Below are 17,434 nucleotides of genomic sequence, written 5' to 3'. Positions count from 1 at the left end.
GTACGGAGTGTAGAGTGACTCTAGGTTAGATCGATTCAATGGAGAAGACGATGGCTCAGGCTCCAGCAGAAACCATCAGGCTCGACATTCAGAATCCCCACCGTGCACAAGTGAGGCAACCATGAGCGCCGTCATCCTCGAATCCATATTGACCTGCCCGCATTGCGGCTTCGCCAAGCAGGAAGCCATGCCCACGGACGCCTGCCAGTTCTTCTACGAGTGTGGCAGTTGCAAAACCCTGCTACGCCCGAATCCTGGTGACTGCTGTGTGTTCTGTTCGTTTGGCACGGTGAAATGCCCGCCGATTCAGGAGCAGCGCGGATGCTGTGGTACGGGATAGATTTAAGTTTATTCGGTTTATCAGACGCCCCCAACGCGCCTCAAACCGCGATTATGGGAGGTTAGTGTCATGTGGAATTACGCTCTGATGCTCGTGGTGATCTACCTGATCATCACTCTCTGCATCGGCTGGTTGTATACCATTGCTCTCCTGCATTGGTTTTGATCCGACGGGAGAAGTACTGCTACAACCATTCACCGAACTGGACGACAGCTTCACTCCCCCTACTCGCGTCGATCCTTTGCCAATCACCCCAACGCTCGCCACGCCCCAATAGCGACAATGGACCACGTCAGTACGATGAGCACCGCAGCAAACCAGTTCACCGGGCACTGCAAGTCTCTAGCCTCCCACTCCGCCGCTTTGAGCTGACACTCCTGCAGCACCGCTGATGGCATCAGACGGACAGCAAGCAGAATGCCAAGCGGCAAAATAATCACGTCATCCAGGTATCCAAGCACTGGAATAAAATCGGGAATAAGGTCGATTGGGCTCAACGCATAGGCCACGACAAAAACCGAGACCCACTTGGGTAGCCAGGGTGTTTGCGGATGCTGATAACAAAACCGGAGCACCATGGTTTGCCGTTTAAGCTTTCGGGCCCAGCCACGCAGGCAACAAAGAAGGCGGTTCATGTCGTTGTCATCAGAACGTGGGGGATGCGATCACAAGCGTAGCGCCATTGGAAAGCGGCTGCCATGAGTTGCTTGCAGCCCTTGGTGACAGGCAGAAAACGGCTGAAGCGGACTCTCACGAAGGGCAACTGTCAGCCAATCGCGCCGTATCCTGTCCAGGTCTGGTTTATGGGGAAGCCAGGAAACGCAGGGCCGGGACAAGGCCACTATGACTTCGTTTCTCTGCAGGCAGGTCTGCTCCTCTGATTCATCACGACAACGCGCGCGAGTTGATGGCGAAGCTCGTCAAAGAAACTCCGAAAGTTTGTGCAGACACTGCTCCTTTCAAGATGTGACCCGTCCTGAATATCGCGCCCTGCCCATTAACCTGGATACTTCAAGGGCTTTCGTATAGAACCTGGAGCGCGCGGCCAATGAGTTTTTTTATCATGTAAAGGAGCGCAAAATGAGCTGCCTGGCGTTCGAATGACGTGTCGCAGTCGACTGGCGCGCAGTCATCTCGGGCACCATGGGTAAAGTTTCGGGCACGATGAGCGCGCTTGCTGTCGACTACAGGAGACCGGAGGAGGTGTTTTGAAACCATTCCCGCTAAGACCTGGCGCCTCAACTCTGAACATGTTCCTGCAAGGGGGATTGCCACGCCGTGACGCTGTGCCGCAAACGTTAACGGAAAAAGCGGTGATCCCAGGCATTCCAAATGCTCGCTACTGGCTGGACCACGACCTGACTCTGTTCATTCAGGATGCAATTGAGGGCAACAAACGCGAGAGCGAGGCTCTCGCCAGGGCTGGCAAACCGAACAACGTCCTGCCGCAGGCAAGTATGCTGGCAGTTTCGGGAGGCGGTGACGCTGGCACATTCGCAGCGGGACTCATTACGGGGTGGACCACGCATGGGACTCGACCCATGTTCAAGGTCGTCACGGGCATTAGCGCGGGCGCCCTGCTCGCCCCGTTCGCTTACCTGGGATCAGGGTACGACGACGTCATTCGGTATATCGCCAACGCCATCGGTCCAAAAGACGTTTTTCATTCGCGAAACGTGCTGACCCGTCTTGCCAGCGACGGTATAGCGGACAGCAAGCCACTGTTACGGCTCATTACAAAGTACGTCACTGCGGAGATTCTTGCGGCGATTGCAACGGAATACGCCAAAGGACGAATCCTGCTGATCGGCACAACCGACCTTGATTCAGGGCGGCCAGTCACGTGGAACATGGGCACCATTGCCTCTAGCGAAGCACCGGGAGCGCTCGACCTCTTCCGCAACATCATGATCGCGTCGATGAGTATTCCCGGCGCAGTCTCACCCGTGATGATCGATGTGGACGTTGACGGCAAACAGTTTCAGGAAATGCACGTGGACGGAGGAGTGATCACTCAGGTGTTCCTTTACCCACCTGGCACCAAGATGGCGCTGAACAGAGCCACCGGAGCACCGTTGCGACTCGAACGTCATTTCTATGTCATTCGCAATGGGACACTGGAGCCACAGTGGTCCGGGACGAAACGCCGTACATTGAGCATCGGCGGTCGAGCCATCAGTGCGTTGATTCAAACTCAGGGGATCAGCGACCTGGAGCGAATTTACCGTATGGCGCTGCAGGATGGAGCGGATTTCAATCTTGCGTACATTGGCTCCGACTTTAACTTTGCGCACAATCAGAAATTCGATGGCGAGTACATGAAGCGTTTATTCGATTACGCTTTCCAACTCAGCGCGAAGGGCTATCCGTGGCATAAATCGCCGCCCTCGGAAAACACCAGACTACGAAACACCCGCTGAAAGATTGCCTGAATCGTTCAAGCGGTTTTGGCGAGATGTTCAAACTGGCAGTGATACCGGGCGTCCTTGAGGCTGGCTTCAAATTCCTCCAGCCCCGCATAGACCTTCTGCAACCCTTGAATCCGGGTCATCAGCTCCAGTTTTTTGTCGGTGATCGCCTTGTTCGCCACATCCCAGGGCAGCTCCTGGCCCCGGTGATCCTTGAGGATCGCCTGCATTTCCTTGAGTTTGAAGCCCAATTGCTGAGCGCATTTGATGAACGTCAGCAGTTCAACGCTTTGCTGGTTGTAAACCCGATATTTGCCTTCACGCCGGGGCGGCGGCAGCAAGCCTATGTCTTCATAGTGGCGAATGGCTTTAACGGTCGTGCCCGACAACCGGGCGGCTTTGCCGATATACATGAAAAGTCCTTTTTCTCGCACAGGAACGGGGGCGTGTACTGGCGCGCCGCATCTTTGCATACGGATGCGGAGTCGGGAACCCGAGGGTGTCAAATGGCAGAGTACTGGCAAGGACGATGCTGCATATCGTGTGTATCAGTGACTGGCGATATCCTCGGCTTGCTTGAGCCAGGCTTCCCGCTGGTTGGGTCTGGAGCCGAGCAGCGGCCCAAACGTCAGGGTCTTCAACGGTTTGATGCCACAGAACTCCAGCGTGGTCTTGCGCACCTGGTGCAGGCCAGGCATGCGGTAGACCCATTTGAAGTACCACGGTGGAGTATCCATCGTAACCAGCAGGTGAGCCGTCCGCCCCTTTAAAAGCTTGTCGGGAAAGGCTTTACCTTCGCGGTACTTGAAGGCAAAACCGGGCAAGAATACCCGGTCGAAAAAACCTTTCATCAACGCCGGAATGCCCCCCCACCAAATCGGATAGACCAATGCCAGGTGCTCAGCCCAAGTGATATCGGCCTGGGCCTTGAGCAGATCGGGTTCCAGTTGCTGAGTCTGTATGTAGCCATCGTGCAACACCGGATCGAAGCTCAGTGCATCCAGTCGTAACAGACGAACATCATGCCCGGCACTTCTTGCAGCTTCGACATACCTCTCGGTCAACGCACCACAGAAACTGTCGATTGAGGGGTGACCCAGAATCACCAGTACTCGTTTGCTCATCATCACTGCATCCTGAAAGTGGAGCTTTCAACATAGGGTGTGCCCTTAACGGGAGAGTCAATGGGCGGTAGCAGGAACAGCCAGAAGCGAGCACTCAAAGAAGTCACGAACGACCAGGCTCTCACGTCAATCAATCCTCCGACTGTCGTACCATCGCCAGATCGACAGAACGGAGGTTGATATGAGGAATGGTGCAGGCAAACGAGTCGTTGTCATTGGCGCAGGCATAGTGGGCGCGTCCTTGGCGTATCACCTGGCTGGCAAAGGTGCCAATGTCATCCTGGTCGAGGCTGAAGACATAGCGTCCGGCGTGACAGGACGCTCTTTCGCATGGATCAACACCTCCCACAACGGGCCCGACTCCATCGCACAGTTGCGCGCTGCAGCCATCAAAGAGTACCGCCAACTCCAAACCGAGCTGCCCAGTCTGGAGATACGATGGACGGGGTCCCTGTCTTACAGCGCGAGCCTGGGTGAAGTGCCGCCCGCCTCAGGTCAACAGCCTTCGGCAACTCTGGTATCCCGCTCCCGGATTCTCGCCTTGGAGCCGAACCTCAGGAATCCCCCTCAGCATGCCTTGTATGAAGCCGAAGAAGGCGCGCTGGACGCCGTGCAAGCAACCCATGCCTTGATCGCAGGTGCCCAGGCTCATGGGGCGAAGGTTTTCACACAGACTCGAGTGCTCGGCTTCATGACCCGGAGTGCAAAGGTGATCGGAGTTGAAACCGTAATGGGCAACATTGAGGCCGACATTGTCGTACTGGCAGCAGGGACCGGCATCACACAGCTGACAGAGACGCTGAACGCGTCCCTTCCAATAGAAGCCTCTCCTGCAATATTCATCCGCTACAAGACACAACCCAACCTCGTGAACACCATCATCTCCAGCCCTGAAATGGAAGTGAGGCAAAGCACGGACGGTACGTTACTGGCGGCGGAAGATTATTTGGGAGACGCTCTGGAAAACCAGCCGGAAGCGATAGCACTACGAACTGCCTGGGCCATCCAGAACGAACTCTACGGGGTTGTTTCCATTGAGCCTGAGTTGGCGTGTGTCGGACTAAGGCCAATACCTGTCGATGGCACCCCCATCATCGGCTATCTACCCAATATTGGCGGTGTGTACGTTTGCTCGATGCATCCTGGCGTCACTCTGGCGGCGATAGTCGGCCGACTTGCCAGCGAGGAGATCATCGACGACAAGGCATCTCCTGCCCTTGACCCATGCCGTCCTGAGCGATTCTTCCAGGCGCAGGAGCACTTGTCTTTGTCTTCAGTCCAACACTCGTGATCACCAGCCTGAGTTCGAAGCGGCGCTCTTCTGGCCATATCTCGCAACCTGTCACCGGCTGCCATGGATCGCTTCCGGTCAGGCGTGCCAGGCAGAAATCGGAAAAGAAGCCGTTATTCCGGTCTACGCAGAGAAGGTGCCGGGTCTGTTCGTGCTCCTTGGGGCAACGCCTACAGACCAGGACATGCAGAAAGCCCCGAACAATCACAGCCCCTACTTCACCGTGGACGATGCGACCCTGGCTACAGGGGTGAAGGCACATGTCCGGTTTGTGCTGAATTATCCAGGGCGGATGGCGGAAAAATTGAGTCCATCAGGCTGATCAGGGCCTGACCCGATAGCTCAGAGCACCCCGGGCACCACCAGGGTCAACCAGGCAACACAGGGCCCCACCAGGGCAACCACCGCGCTGTAGATCAGCAGGCTGCGCAACACTTTTTCTCGCTCCTGCGGGGGTGTATTGGCAACCACCAGCGCACCATTGGTGGAGAACGGGCTGGTGTCGACAATGGTGGTGGAAATGGCGATAGCCGCGACCACGCCGACCGCACTGATGTGGCCCTGGCTCAAGAATGGCACGGCCAGGGGAATGATCACCCCTAGCAACGCCGTGGACGAAGCGAAGGACGAGATGATTGCGGCAGTGAAGCACAGCAGCAAAGCGACCAGCAGCGGTTCACCCAGGCCGGAGATGCCATGGGCGACATAGTCGATGGTACCGATGGTCTGCATCACTCCGATGTAAGTGATGATCCCGGTGATCAGCAGAACAGTCGACCAACTGACCTTGTCAATGGCCGCCTTCTGCGCCTTGGGCGCGAACATGGCCAGGACTACCGCGACCGTCATGGCCACCAACCCGATATTGAACTTGAACACTAATGCCGAGATCGCCAGGGCCAACAGCCCGACCAGCGTCGACAGCTTGGCCCCGTCCAGGCCGCTGAGGGTATGTAGCGGCGCACCGGCACCCGTCAGGTCAGTACGATGATAAGCAGGGGACGCCGGCGTACCGCCGTGGCCAAGAATGGCCAGCGATGCACCAGCAGCATGCAACCCGGGACCGGACGGGGCCACCACCAATGACAGGCGAGCGCTGCGTAAACCACCGAAGGCTACGAATACCACCATGGCAATCCCCAGGTTGAACAGCAGGCTGGCGATGAACAGAGTGAACGGTGCATAAGGCAGCCCGGAGGACGCAACGATCTGATTGGTTATGCCACCGAAAATACTCACAGGGGAGAAACTGCCGCCTTGAGCGCCGTGAATCACCATCAGCCCCATGAGCACCGGGTTGATGCGGTACTGCACGGCGAAGTTGAGCGCAATAGGCGCGAGGATCGCTGCCACCGCAGGGCTCAGTGCACCGAAACCGGTGAGCAGCGCCGCCACCACGAACATCACCCAGGGTATCCAGGCGACATGGCCACGCACCATCAACACTGCCCGTTCGATCAGCCAGTCGATGGTGCCGTTGTTCTGGGCAATGCCGAACAAATAGGTGACACCGACCAACGTCAGGAACAGGTCACTGGGAAAGCCGGCGAAGATGGTCGCCGAAGTCATGTCCATTATCACCGAACCGACGATAAAGGCCGCCGCGAACGCCAGCGCACCCATGTTGATGGGCAACACGCTGGCGATGCCGAAAATCACCACTAGCACTAAAATCGACAGAATTTCATTATTCATTTCAATCTGACTCCCCGCATTCGGACGGTCCCGCAGGTACCGTCCTTGTTGTTATTGTTTCGGGATGTTTAGCAATCGACTCACGTCGGCCGAGCGTGCCGAAACGAGGACGCGTGGCTTGCCTGCGAAGTCGGTCGTACAAACACAGAAGCTTTCAAATCTGTCGTGCTAATTGCCATTGAATGCTGCTGGCCGGCGCTCGGCAAAGGCTGCCAGTCCTTCGCCAAAGTCAGCACTTTCGCAGGCTTGTCGGCGCAGTTCGGCAATCTGCTCCATCGCCTGCACCGGAATCGGTTGCAGGTCTTCGAGGATACGCAGCTGCTCCTTGACCGCCGCAACGGCTAACGGCGCTTTGCTGGCGATGCCGTGTGCCAGTTCCAGTGCGGTCGCTTCCAGCACATCAGTGTCGACCAGGCGGTTGACCAGACCAAACCGTTCCGCCCGCTCCGCATCGAGCTTTTGTGCAGTGAAAAACATCTCCTTCAACACATGAATCGGCAAATTGTTGAAGAAGCGCAGCAATCCACTGGTGGTGTACGGCAACCCAATGTTCACCGGCGTCATGGCAAAGCTTGCGCTGCGGTCCGCGACGACCATGTCGCAGCTCATTACCAGATCCACCGCGCCGCCCCACACCGAGCCGGACACCAGGGCAATCACCACGCCGGGATAGGCGCGGATGCGGCGCAATACCTGTTCGAGCGGTTTGCCATAGGCAATCGGGTCGCGGTCGTGTTGCAGTTCGCGGATATCGTGGCCGGCACTCCACACGGATTGGCCGACTTCGCTGCCGAGGATCACCACCGGGATGCGTTGTGACGCGAGGGCGATAAGACTTTCGTCGAGCGCCGTCAGCAGTTGCGCGCTGAGTGCATTGCGGTGTGTGGGGTTGCTGAAGACCAACCGCGCGATGCGTTCATCGACCCGGTTGACGGTCACGGTTGCGGAAGAGGCTGGATTCATTGTGCGGCTCCTGTCGATTGCGCGCCGGTCATGTCATCGGAGTTCTGGAACACTACTTTAGCGGCGAGCAGTGCGTTGATTGATGCAGCGTCGAAACCGGCTTCGCGCAATACTTCGACGGTGTGTTCGCCAAGCAGTGGCGGTGGGCGGCTGACAACGCTGTCAGTGGCGCAGAACACCGGGGTCACTACCTGACGCAGTGCACCAAGTGTCGGGTGCGTGAGTGTCTCGGTCAGTTGGCTGTGCAGCACCTGCGGGTCGTCGAAGACCTCATCGAGTGTGTTGATCGGGCCGGCGGGCAATCCTGCTTCGACGAACAGCGAGGTCCACTCGCGTTTGCTGCGGGTTTTCAAACGACTCTCCAGAATCACTCTCAATTCGTCACGACGTTCGACCCTCGCTTCATTGGTGGCGAAGCGCGAATCGTCCGGCAGCTCGGGCAAATCGAGCAGTACGCACAAACGCCGCCACATGGCCGAGGTGATCGGCGCCAGATTGAGCGGGCCATCCTTTGTCTGGAACACGCCGTAAGGTGCAATCACCGAATGGGCGTTGCCGGTGCGGCGCGGCACATCCCCCAGGCTGAGGTAGCGTTGGCCGTGCACACTCAGCAACCCGACCAGACTGGCCAGCAGCGACGTGCTGACGTGTTGGCCGCGCCCGGTGCGCTCGCGCTCGAACAGCGCGGCCAGCACCGCTGTCACCAACCACATGCCCGAAGTCAAATCGCCGATGGCGGTGCCGGTGCGTGTCGGGTCGCCATCGACGAAACCGGTCAGGCTCATCAGCCCCGAGTAGCCTTGGGCGATCTGGTCGAAGCCCGGCCAACTGCTCATCGGCCCGTCGGCGCCAAAGGCGTTGATGCTGCCCATTACCAGTCGCGGATTGCGGGCGCTGAGCACCTCATAACCCAGGCCCATGCTTTGCAGCGTGCCAGGTTTGAAGTTCTCGATGACGACGTCGGCCTCATCGATCAGCTGCTGGATGGTGGTCAACCCTTCGGGATTGCGCAAATCAATGCACATGCCGCGCTTGTTGCGGTTACACGATAAATAGTAGGTGCTCACGCCCCGGTCGAAGGGGCCCCAGGTGCGACTCATATCGCCAGTCGGGCCGGGCTCGATCTTGATCACATCGGCACCGAGGTCTGCCAGCACCATGGTGCAGAACGGCCCGGACAGTGCGCGACTCAGGTCGACGATTCTCACGCCTTGCAAAGCTTGCATAGGGTTCTCCATTGAAGGGTTGAATACGGGCCATTGCGCCAAGGCCTTTGAAGCGCTGTTCGCCTCTGACGACCGTTAGCGCTTCGTGTTGTGAGACGAGTCTAGGCGCCGTATCTCATATCCTTCAAATATGATATTCCTCTAATCTCATCGGAAAATCCTATGGCTTGGGAGGGTACACATGGACCTGCGCCAGTTGCGGTATTTCATCAAGGTGGTCGAGTGCGGGAACATCACCCGCGCCAGTGAAACGCTGCATATCGCGCAGCCAGCCATCAGCCAGCAGATGCGCAATCTGGAACAGGACATGGGCATGCAACTGCTCGAGCGCAGTGTGCATGGCGTTGTTCCCACGGCGGCTGGGCAAACGCTTTATCGGCATGCCATCGAACTGCTGCGCCAGGCCGACGGCACCCAGGAACTGCTGCGCCAGGACGCCGAATTCCCGCGAGGCAAAGTCTCGGTCGGCATGCCGTCGAGTACGGCGCGCATGCTGGCAATTCCGCTCGCGCGCACAATTCGCAGCCGTTATCCGGGTATCAAGCTGGAATTGATCGATTCTCCGAGCGCCGAACTCGGACGTCTGATCACGGTAGGGCGAGTGGCTCTGGCGGTGAATGTCGATGCGGTCGAAACCCGGGGCATGGCTTTCCGGCGGCTGTTAACCGAAACGTTGTACTTGGTGGCGTGGCCGGAATTTCCATTATCGGATGAACCGGTGTCGATTGAGGCATTGGCGAAGATGCCGCTGGTGCTGCCTTGTGCTCCGAACTCCATTCGCAGTCGGGTCGAATTTGCACTGCAGGAAGCCGGCCTGAAATGCGAGGTTGAATTCGAAGCCAACTCCACCGACCTGTTGTTCTCAGCCGTCAAGGCGCAGCTCGGTGTCACGATCCTGCCGTGGGCCGCGGCCCATGTTGAGCTTGTGCAACACAGGCTCAAGCTGGCCAGGATCGATCATCGACTGTTCAAGCGGGATCTTTCGCTGTGCTGGCATGACACGGTTGTAGAGAGCAATGCCGTGCAGAAGGTCAAGTCGACCATTTTCGAGCTGTTCGAGGAATTCGAGCGGCAGCCGGGGTGGGCCGATGAACTGGTCAAAGGAAAGAACCTCCAAGACTACTGACGGACTATCTATATTGGGTCGTTTCCTGCCTCTCGCAATTCCCCGAACTACCCCGACCCGCCCCGAAAGATTGGCCCAAGAATTGGCCCAGCCATCCCCGGCGTTCTGCCGAACCAACACCATCCCAAAAATCAGCTCGGTGCATAGCCGACGGTCTCAGCGACTGAGCTTGCTAATCTTTGAACCCTGCAATCCCACCCCAGCCATTAAGCCCTTTTGATCAAAGATGAACGCATAGATATCAGACTGAATCGTTGAAGTAGTCAGCGACTTGGCCATGCCTGCATCTTCGACCACGATGCTTGGACCCACGCCGACCTCAAACCCACTGCCAGTTTTCAGATCCTGCAGCGCAGAATCACTCATGAAGAACATCACGTACCCAAACCTCTGCACGCCTGCCTGAAGGCCGTATGAGGCTGCTGTAGTCGAGTAGTACCCCGTGACTTTGCCGTTCTCGATCAATTCGCCTTCGCCATGGTGAGCGCCGGCGATGAACCCCGCTTTCACCACATCCGGGAAAACGAGGATACCCTTGGCTCGCTGCGCCAGGGCGCGGGATTTCGGTGTATTGGTGTACAAACTCTGTAACGCCGCTTTCGCTTCCTGGTCCATCGCAGCGTCCACAGCCTTTGTACCAGAGGCGGAAGTTGATTGATCCATTTGGCAGCCCGCAGTGATTGCGAGGATTGAAATCATTGCCATCATTCGAAGGTATTTGATCATGAGAAATACTCCGTTTCTGCACTTGCCGTTGAGGAGCCTGAGTGATCACAGTCGCTACGGATCAAAAACTGACGGAGCTGACCTTTATTGTGTCGCTACTCACAGACAATAGACTTTAATCCTGATACGTGATTGGTCAAATGCTATGCAGATGCATGTTCAAATCAGCTCAATAGCGGTGTTGCACTCAGTTCTTTCAACCGCCAGGCCTCCTTGCCTCGAAAGTCCGTCCAATCCAGGACAACCGAAATTTACCTTCCTCCGGCGTCCTGCCGACTGAACACAATCCATCTTTCGCAGTAGTGAACCATCAAAAAATCGCTGGTAGTCTCGCCGCCACGTTCGCTCGACATTAAGGGATGTAGGCGAAAATAGAAGCCCCGTGGCCGCGAACCTACGGGGCTTTGCTTTTACTGTCTGGAGCTATGCTGACCTCATACCCGAGGAACTGTTATGCCAAATTCTGACCTACTCCCTTCCCTGCTTTTCAAAATCAACGAAAACCAGCTTGCCCTTGAGGCTGCAACTCTTGATCTCTCCAACTGGGTCGAGCAACGCGAGTCAGCTGAGGTCGCCGAAAACGTGCGCTGCGCTCTGGAAGCAATTGACCGCAATGAAGAGTTCATCAAGATGACGCTCGCGCTGTTGATGGCGCCGGAGTGACTGCAATCGGTTGTGGATTCAACCGGTCGATGCGACACAACTAAATTCTGTGTGAGCAGAAGGAGTGTTGCAGATGAAGCAGAGACCTCTTTTCTATTCGTATCCAGGAGGGCTGCGCTTTGAACTTTCCGAAACCGGCTGGGTGATAGAGCAGTTCCTTTCGGCACTGCGAAAATCAACGAAGATTTGCAGCGATATCTTTGTTGGTGAAACGACACTTGTTGCTTGCCTACGCATTCACTCCGCAAGCAATCCATTTGCTCATCGTGCCGCGATTCACGCTCTTCGATCTGCTGGCATTGACATACCCACTGAACGGTCAGTCTGGAGCGAGGAAATAGATCCAGGTGAGTGGTACTGCGAAAATGAGCCGGAGCATTGGATCAACGTGGCATTTGAAGCGCCTGTGATCCCGCTTCAAGCAATTCTTTGGTGTGCATTGGCTAAAGACTTCGCCGTGATACAGCCTAAGCCCGGATGTGATTTCTATCTGTTCAATTTGAAAAAACGCATCATGGCTTTTCCATATGACGATAGGGGCATGGATGTGGTTGGCCCCAATACACGCCTGCTCTTACAGTTGTACCGCCATCATCATGCATAGACATGATCGTATCTGCATCCCTTGCGACTGCCCCTTTCTGAGACAGTTGTACGGGTTCGATACAACCCCTTCACGTCCGTAACTGCCTGGGTGTCTGCCGACAAGAGCCGAGCCCGGTTCCCACGACACTTCCCCATGGCTGGCACACCCGTTGCACCAGGGTCACGAACAAGACCCACAACAACGAGGCTTCACCCATGGACCATCTTCTGCTGCATCCCAAGACCGTCGAATTCCTTGCCAGGCAACCGCGCATGTTGATCGGCGCCGAATGGATGTTTGCTTCCAGCGGCGCGACCATGGCCGTGCGCAATCCGGCTACTGCCAACCTCTTGCTGGAAGTGCCATCCGCTGACCATGTCGATGTGGACCACGCCGTACAAGCCGCGCGCCGTGCCTTCGACGACTCCCCCTGGAGTCGCATGCGCCCGCGTGAGCGGCAAAACCTACTGTGGCGTCTGGCCGAACTCATCGAACGCGATGCCCAGGTAATCGCCGAACTCGAATGCCTGAACAACGGCAAGAGCGTGCAGATGGCCCGCCTGGTGGACGTGCAATTGTCCATCGACTTCCTGCGCTACATGGCTGGCTGGGCGACCAAAATCTCGGGCAGTACTGTGGATCCGTCTCTGCCGCTGATGCCCGATTCTGACTTCCACGCCTTCATCCGTCGTGAGGCAGTAGGTGTGGTCGGCGCCATCGTTGCCTGGAACTTTCCCTTCATGCTGGCGTGCTGGAAACTTGGCCCGGCCTTGGCCACCGGTTGCAGCCTGGTACTCAAGCCGGCCGACGAGACACCGGTCAGTGCGCTCAAGCTGGCCGAACTGGTACTGGAGGCTGGTTATCCCGCCGGCGTGTTCAACGTGGTCACGGGAACCGGGCTCAATGCCGGTGCTGCCCTTACCCGCCACCCCGGCGTGGACAAGCTCACGTTCACCGGCTCCACCGAAGTGGGCAAGCAGATCGGCAAGACGGCCATGGACAACATGACCCGCGTTACCCTGGAACTGGGCGGCAAGTCCCCCACCATCGTCCTCGCCGATGCCGACCTGCAGCAGGCCGCCGCCGGCGCTGCCAACGCCATCTTCTTCAATCAGGGCCAGGTATGCTGCGCAGGTTCGCGCCTGTATGTGCAGCGCAAGCACTTCGACCGGGTGGTGGGTGACATCGTCGATGTCGCCAATGGCATGAAGCTCGGCAACGGCCTCGATCCGAGCGTGGACATGGGGCCGCTCATCTCCGCCAAACAGCAGGACCGGGTGCACCACTACATCGAGATGGGCCGCGAGTCGGGCGCCACCATCGCCTGCGGTGGCGAGAAATCTGGCCCCGGTTACTTCGTCAAACCCACGGTGATCGTCGACGTCGACCAGACACATCGCCTGGTCCAGGAGGAAATCTTCGGCCCGGTGCTGGTGGCAATGCCCTTCGACGATATCGACGAAGTCGTGCGGTTGGCCAACGACAACCCCTACGGCCTGGGGGCGAGCATCTGGTCTAACGACTTGGGGGCGGTACATCGCATGATCCCGCGCATCAAGTCGGGCTCGGTGTGGGTCAACTGCCACAGCGCCCTCGACCCGGTACTGCCCTTTGGCGGCCACAAGCTTTCCGGTGTCGGCCGCGAAATGGGTGCGGCGGCCATCGAGCATTACACCGAACTGAAAACCGTCATGATCAAACTTTGATTCCCCCTTTCAGGTCGGGGCCGTCTCACGCGGCCTCTGCCTGTTTTTTATTCCGGGCGGCTCGCCCTTCACTGCTTTCGAGGAAACCACCATGCCGAAATATGTCATCGAACGAGATATCCCTGGAGCCGGAAAGCTTTCGGCGCAAGAGCTCCAGGCGATCTCACAAAAATCGTGTGCCGTGCTTGGCACCCTGGGGACACAGATTCAATGGCTGCACAGTTATGTGACGCAGGACAAGATCTACTGCCTGTACATCGCGCCGAACGAGCAACAGGTTCGCGAGCACGCCGCGCAGGGCGGCTTCCCGGCCAACCGCGTGTCCGAAGTGGTTGAAATCATCGACCCGACCACCGCCGAATAAAGCGTCTGCGTGAACAAGGCTGTCGCCCCGCTGGAGCGCAGCCTTGCTCACAGCATCAACCTTCCTCCATGCCTTTGAGCTTGCGGTACAGCGTCGCCCGGCCGATACCCAGGCTGCGCGCTGCCGCCGAGAGATTTCCGCCGTTGGCTTCCACCGCCGCCTTGATGGCACGCAGTTCGGTGGCATGCAAGGTCGTCCGCTCCTGAGAATGCGGTGTGTCAGGATCCACTTCGGTCTGAACGGTACAGGTTTCCAGGACCTCATCCGGCAAGTGCTGCAAGCCAATTTCCCCTTCATTTTCCGCCAGAGCGGCTGCCAGACGCAGGGTTTGGTAAAGCTGTCGGATATTGCCTGGCCAGCGGTAGGCCAACAGCGCCTGCAGCGCCTGGTTGCTCAGTTGAACCGGCTGGTGTGCGGAGGTTTCAGCGCGCAGCAAATGGCCGATCAGTGCCTGAAGGTCACTGCGTTCGCGCAGGGCTGGCAGGGACACACGCAGGCCGTTGATGCGGTAGTAAAGATCCTCTCGAAAGCCCCGGTTGTCCGTGAGTTGTTTGAGGTCGCGGTGGGTGGCACAGATCAGCGCGCAATCGACCTTGATCAACTGGCTGCTGCCAAGACGGCTCAGGCTGCGCTCTTGCAAAACACGCAGCAGCCGCCCCTGAAGCTCCAGGGGCATGTCGCCGATCTCGTCGAGAAAAAGCGTGCCCTTGTGGGCGTCTTCGATCTTCCCGCTGGCGCCTCCCTTGCGGCTACCGGTAAAGGCACCTTCAACGTGGCCGAACAGCTCAGCCTCGATGAGGCTGGCCGGGATGGACGAGCAGTTGATCGCGACGAAGGCCTCGCCAGCACGGTTACTGCCTTCGTGCAACAGTCGGGCGAAGACCTCCTTGCCGGTGCCGGTTTCGCCGTTGACCAGCACCGGGATGTCGTGGGCGAAGGCCTTGCGTGCGCGGGTCAGGGCACCCTGCAAGGCAGGATCCTCCAGACAGGGCCTGGATTGCGGCGCTGGAGGCTGTTCGGCGACGATGGCCGGCAGGAACTTCGCAGGCTCGCGCCGCGCCGGTTTCTGGCCAGGCGTCATGGTGATGCAAGCGTGCAGCTCGCCGTTATGGTGGCTGCGCAGACGCAGCGGTGCGCTGAGGTCGTGACGGCGGTAGCAGGCGGCATGGATGAAGGGCATGTCGAACAGCTCGGAGAAATCCAGGCCGATCTGGATTTCTCCGAGCTTCAACAACTGACCGGCGATGCGGTTGGCGCACCGTAGCTTGCCGGCCGGGTCGAAAGCCAGCAGCCCCTCCATGGGCGTTCCAAGGATGTCCAGGCGGTGGTGCACATGCACCAGCAGCACCTCCCCAAGCTGGGCGAACATGCGGTTTTCTATGGCACGGGCGGCAAACACCAGGGACTCCAGGGTGTAGATCGAAGGTGCCCCCTGCTTACTGCTCGCATCCAGGACACCGACGATGCTGCCGTTCAGACCGAAGATCGGCGTGGCCAGGCAGGAAAACTGGCGTGCCTCTTCCAGATAGTGTTCCTCGCCGACGAAAAAAACCGAATCGCATTCGGTCAGCACGCAACTGGGCGCGGTAGTACCGACATTCTGCTCGGAAATCTGTGCGCCAACCCGGAAGACCTGGTTCAACTCACGATTCTCTGTGTTGCGTCGGCCCAGGCTGCTGATTACCACGCCTTCCAGATCAAGGCACGCCAGCACCCAGTCCTTGGGCGACAGGGCCGCGTGCAGTTGTTCCATTTCAGGAGTGGCACAACTCAACAACAGGCGATTGCTTTCGGCGATCTGCGAACTGCTGGCGACGACCGGCGCTTCGAAAAGCAGGTTGTCGCGATGACATATTCCGTAGTTCCGCGAACGCTGCCACGAGCGTTCGACAACTTGGGAATCGACGAATCGTTTGCGCGAAGGAGGCGTCTCAGAGGGGTGGCTGATTTTGCGCATGGCAGGCATCTCGCGGGCGGGTGTCTCGAACTGGGTCGACCTGACCCCAAGCCACTGTCTCAGTTTGAGTCAGCGATACAGCGGGACAACCCCCGCGCTTGCATCGATCACTTTTAATGTTATTCATATTATTGATTTATATGAAGTTTTTCACTAAACAGAAAAACTGGCACAGGCCCTGCTCAATGACATCACCAAGCCGGACATCCCCTCCGGCCTGGCGTTAATCATAAACAAAAACAATAAAGGTGATGTCATGAAAATGAGCACAGGGCCGGCTCGCGCCAACCCGGGCCGGTTATCGCGCGAGCTTCTTCAAGCGCATCTGTTGCACGCTTCGCTGTTTAGCCTGATGGCCGGTTTTTCCTGCGGCGCCCTGGCCCTGGATGTCGATGCCGGCGATTACACCGCGCTTCCCAAGGACACCAACCTGGGACTGCTTTATTACCAACATGCCGAACGCAATGCGCTCTATGCCGATGGCCACAAGGTGCCGATCCATGCCGGGCTGGATTCGGATATCGGTATCCTGCGTGGCGTGCATTTCATGCAGTTGGGCGATTACATCGTGGATCCACAGTTTCTCCTGCCATTCGGCAACCTGCGGGCCAGGGACGACCTGAAGGACCTGGGCAGCGACAGCGGCATCGGCGACCTGATCCTTGCCGCTACCGTCTGGCTGGTGAATGAACCCGAAAAACGCCGCTACTTCGGCATCACCCCTTTTCTCTTCGTGCCCACCGGCAGCTACGACAAACACAACGCGATCAACTTGGGCGAGAACCGCTGGAAGTTCACGTTGCAGAGCGGCTACATCACTGGGCTGACCGACAAGCTGACCCTCGATCTGGTGGGCGATGTAACGCTTTTCGGCCACAACAATGACTACGGCAGCGCAGGCGTTACCCAAAAGCAGGATCCGCTCTACCAGGGCCAGGCTTTTCTACGCTACAACTTTACCGAACGCTTCGATGTACGCGCCGGAGTATCGAAACTCTGGGGCGGCGAAAGCGAAATCGCCGGGCTGGACATGGACGACAAACCCGGCACCAGCAAATACACCGTGGGCACGTCCTACTTCGTCACGCCGAGCACCCAGCTGATGGTCAATTACGGCCAGGACATGTCTGTGGACAATGGCTTCAAAGAGGAAAGGCGAATCAATCTACGCCTCCTGCAACTGTTCTAGCTTTCACGCGTTCGCGCGCACAGCACGCAAAACGATCTACCTACAACAAGCACAATAGGACTCTTGCGTA

The 17,434-nt window shown here is 57.8% G+C and carries 17 protein-coding genes and 1 pseudogene; 10 read left to right on the top strand and 8 right to left on the bottom strand.

Going from position 1 to position 17,434, the window contains the following annotated elements; all coding sequences use genetic code 11:
• The first annotated feature begins 121 nt into the window (after window positions 1-121).
• Complete coding sequence (locus tag AC06G5_RS12745; protein ID WP_413428578.1) at window positions 122-340, top strand: GDCCVxC domain-containing (seleno)protein; 219 nt, start codon at window positions 122-124, stop codon at window positions 338-340.
• Window positions 341-588: 248 nt separating this feature from the next.
• On the opposite strand, the gene AC06G5_RS12740 is transcribed toward AC06G5_RS12745, so the two are convergent.
• Window positions 589-975 (bottom strand): YkvA family protein, encoded by a 387-nt coding sequence (locus tag AC06G5_RS12740; protein WP_413705044.1) that lies wholly within the window; start codon window positions 973-975, stop codon window positions 589-591.
• Between the two features lie 573 nt (window positions 976-1,548).
• Between AC06G5_RS12740 and AC06G5_RS12735 the strand changes: the two genes are divergently transcribed.
• On the top strand, window positions 1,549-2,760 hold the full coding sequence (locus AC06G5_RS12735; protein ID WP_480459599.1) for a patatin-like phospholipase family protein: 1,212 nt from the start codon (window positions 1,549-1,551) through the stop codon (window positions 2,758-2,760).
• Window positions 2,761-2,777: 17 nt separating this feature from the next.
• Here AC06G5_RS12735 and AC06G5_RS12730 read toward each other — a convergent pair whose 3' ends face one another.
• On the bottom strand, window positions 2,778-3,161 hold the full coding sequence (locus AC06G5_RS12730; RefSeq protein ID WP_413428575.1) for a MerR family transcriptional regulator: 384 nt from the start codon (window positions 3,159-3,161) through the stop codon (window positions 2,778-2,780).
• A 135-nt stretch (window positions 3,162-3,296) separates the two neighbouring features.
• Window positions 3,297-3,875: an NAD(P)H-dependent oxidoreductase gene (locus AC06G5_RS12725; RefSeq protein WP_413428574.1), complete on the bottom strand. Its 579-nt coding sequence runs from the start codon at window positions 3,873-3,875 to the stop codon at window positions 3,297-3,299.
• A gap of 178 nt (window positions 3,876-4,053) precedes the next feature.
• Here AC06G5_RS12725 and AC06G5_RS12720 point away from each other — a divergent pair, with 178 nt between their 5' ends.
• Together AC06G5_RS12720 and AC06G5_RS12715 are read left to right on the top strand one after the other, a co-directional pair.
• Complete coding sequence (locus AC06G5_RS12720; protein WP_413428573.1) at window positions 4,054-5,163, top strand: NAD(P)/FAD-dependent oxidoreductase; 1,110 nt, start codon at window positions 4,054-4,056, stop codon at window positions 5,161-5,163.
• A 124-nt stretch (window positions 5,164-5,287) separates the two neighbouring features.
• Window positions 5,288-5,485: pseudogene (locus tag AC06G5_RS12715) on the top strand (amidohydrolase); the annotation flags it as partial.
• Window positions 5,486-5,505: 20 nt separating this feature from the next.
• Here AC06G5_RS12715 and AC06G5_RS12710 read toward each other — a convergent pair.
• The 3 genes from AC06G5_RS12710 to AC06G5_RS12700 all read right to left on the bottom strand — a co-directional run bounded on the left by AC06G5_RS12710 (window position 5,506) and on the right by AC06G5_RS12700 (window position 9,047).
• Window positions 5,506-6,858, bottom strand: a complete 1,353-nt coding sequence (locus AC06G5_RS12710; RefSeq protein ID WP_413428572.1) for an SLC13 family permease — start codon at window positions 6,856-6,858, stop codon at window positions 5,506-5,508.
• A 168-nt stretch (window positions 6,859-7,026) separates the two neighbouring features.
• Window positions 7,027-7,821 carry a methylmalonyl-CoA decarboxylase gene (scpB, locus tag AC06G5_RS12705; protein WP_480459596.1) on the bottom strand — a complete coding sequence of 265 codons (795 nt, stop codon included), beginning with the start codon at window positions 7,819-7,821 and terminating at the stop codon, window positions 7,027-7,029.
• Window positions 7,818-9,047 (bottom strand): CaiB/BaiF CoA transferase family protein, encoded by a 1,230-nt coding sequence (locus AC06G5_RS12700; RefSeq protein WP_480459595.1) that lies wholly within the window; start codon window positions 9,045-9,047, stop codon window positions 7,818-7,820. Before AC06G5_RS12700 ends, scpB begins: the two co-directional genes overlap by 4 nt.
• Window positions 9,048-9,228: 181 nt before the next feature.
• Here AC06G5_RS12700 and AC06G5_RS12695 point away from each other — a divergent pair, with 181 nt between their 5' ends.
• Window positions 9,229-10,173, top strand: coding sequence for a LysR substrate-binding domain-containing protein (locus tag AC06G5_RS12695; RefSeq protein WP_413428569.1), 945 nt, complete (start codon window positions 9,229-9,231; stop codon window positions 10,171-10,173).
• A gap of 156 nt (window positions 10,174-10,329) precedes the next feature.
• On the opposite strand, the gene AC06G5_RS12690 is transcribed toward AC06G5_RS12695, so the two are convergent.
• Complete coding sequence (locus tag AC06G5_RS12690; RefSeq protein ID WP_413428548.1) at window positions 10,330-10,899, bottom strand: lipid-binding SYLF domain-containing protein; 570 nt, start codon at window positions 10,897-10,899, stop codon at window positions 10,330-10,332.
• A 453-nt stretch (window positions 10,900-11,352) separates the two neighbouring features.
• On the opposite strand from AC06G5_RS12690, the gene AC06G5_RS12685 reads away from it, so the two are divergent.
• The 4 genes from AC06G5_RS12685 to AC06G5_RS12670 all read left to right on the top strand — a co-directional run bounded on the left by AC06G5_RS12685 (window position 11,353) and on the right by AC06G5_RS12670 (window position 14,218).
• Entirely contained in the window at window positions 11,353-11,562 is a 210-nt protein-coding gene (locus tag AC06G5_RS12685; protein ID WP_413428549.1) for a hypothetical protein, read from the top strand.
• Between the two features lie 73 nt (window positions 11,563-11,635).
• Window positions 11,636-12,166, top strand: coding sequence for a DUF3885 domain-containing protein (locus AC06G5_RS12680; RefSeq protein ID WP_413428550.1), 531 nt, complete (start codon window positions 11,636-11,638; stop codon window positions 12,164-12,166).
• A 197-nt stretch (window positions 12,167-12,363) separates the two neighbouring features.
• Entirely contained in the window at window positions 12,364-13,854 is a 1,491-nt protein-coding gene (locus AC06G5_RS12675) for an aldehyde dehydrogenase family protein (RefSeq protein ID WP_413428551.1), read from the top strand.
• Window positions 13,855-13,945: 91 nt separating this feature from the next.
• A complete protein-coding gene (locus AC06G5_RS12670) occupies window positions 13,946-14,218 on the top strand; it encodes a DUF4242 domain-containing protein (RefSeq protein ID WP_413428552.1) in 273 nt (90 codons plus the stop codon).
• A gap of 55 nt (window positions 14,219-14,273) precedes the next feature.
• On the opposite strand, the gene AC06G5_RS12665 is transcribed toward AC06G5_RS12670, so the two are convergent.
• Window positions 14,274-16,175 carry a sigma-54-dependent Fis family transcriptional regulator gene (locus tag AC06G5_RS12665; protein ID WP_413705050.1) on the bottom strand — a complete coding sequence of 634 codons (1,902 nt, stop codon included), beginning with the start codon at window positions 16,173-16,175 and terminating at the stop codon, window positions 14,274-14,276.
• A 256-nt stretch (window positions 16,176-16,431) separates the two neighbouring features.
• On the opposite strand from AC06G5_RS12665, the gene AC06G5_RS12660 reads away from it, so the two are divergent.
• Window positions 16,432-17,364, top strand: a complete 933-nt coding sequence (locus AC06G5_RS12660; protein WP_413705051.1) for a transporter — start codon at window positions 16,432-16,434, stop codon at window positions 17,362-17,364.
• Window positions 17,365-17,434 lie beyond the last annotated feature (70 nt).

The sequence above is a fragment of the Pseudomonas sp. WT-JTC genome, from assembly GCF_056711565.1.
This window is presented reverse-complemented; position numbering and strand designations above follow the sequence as displayed.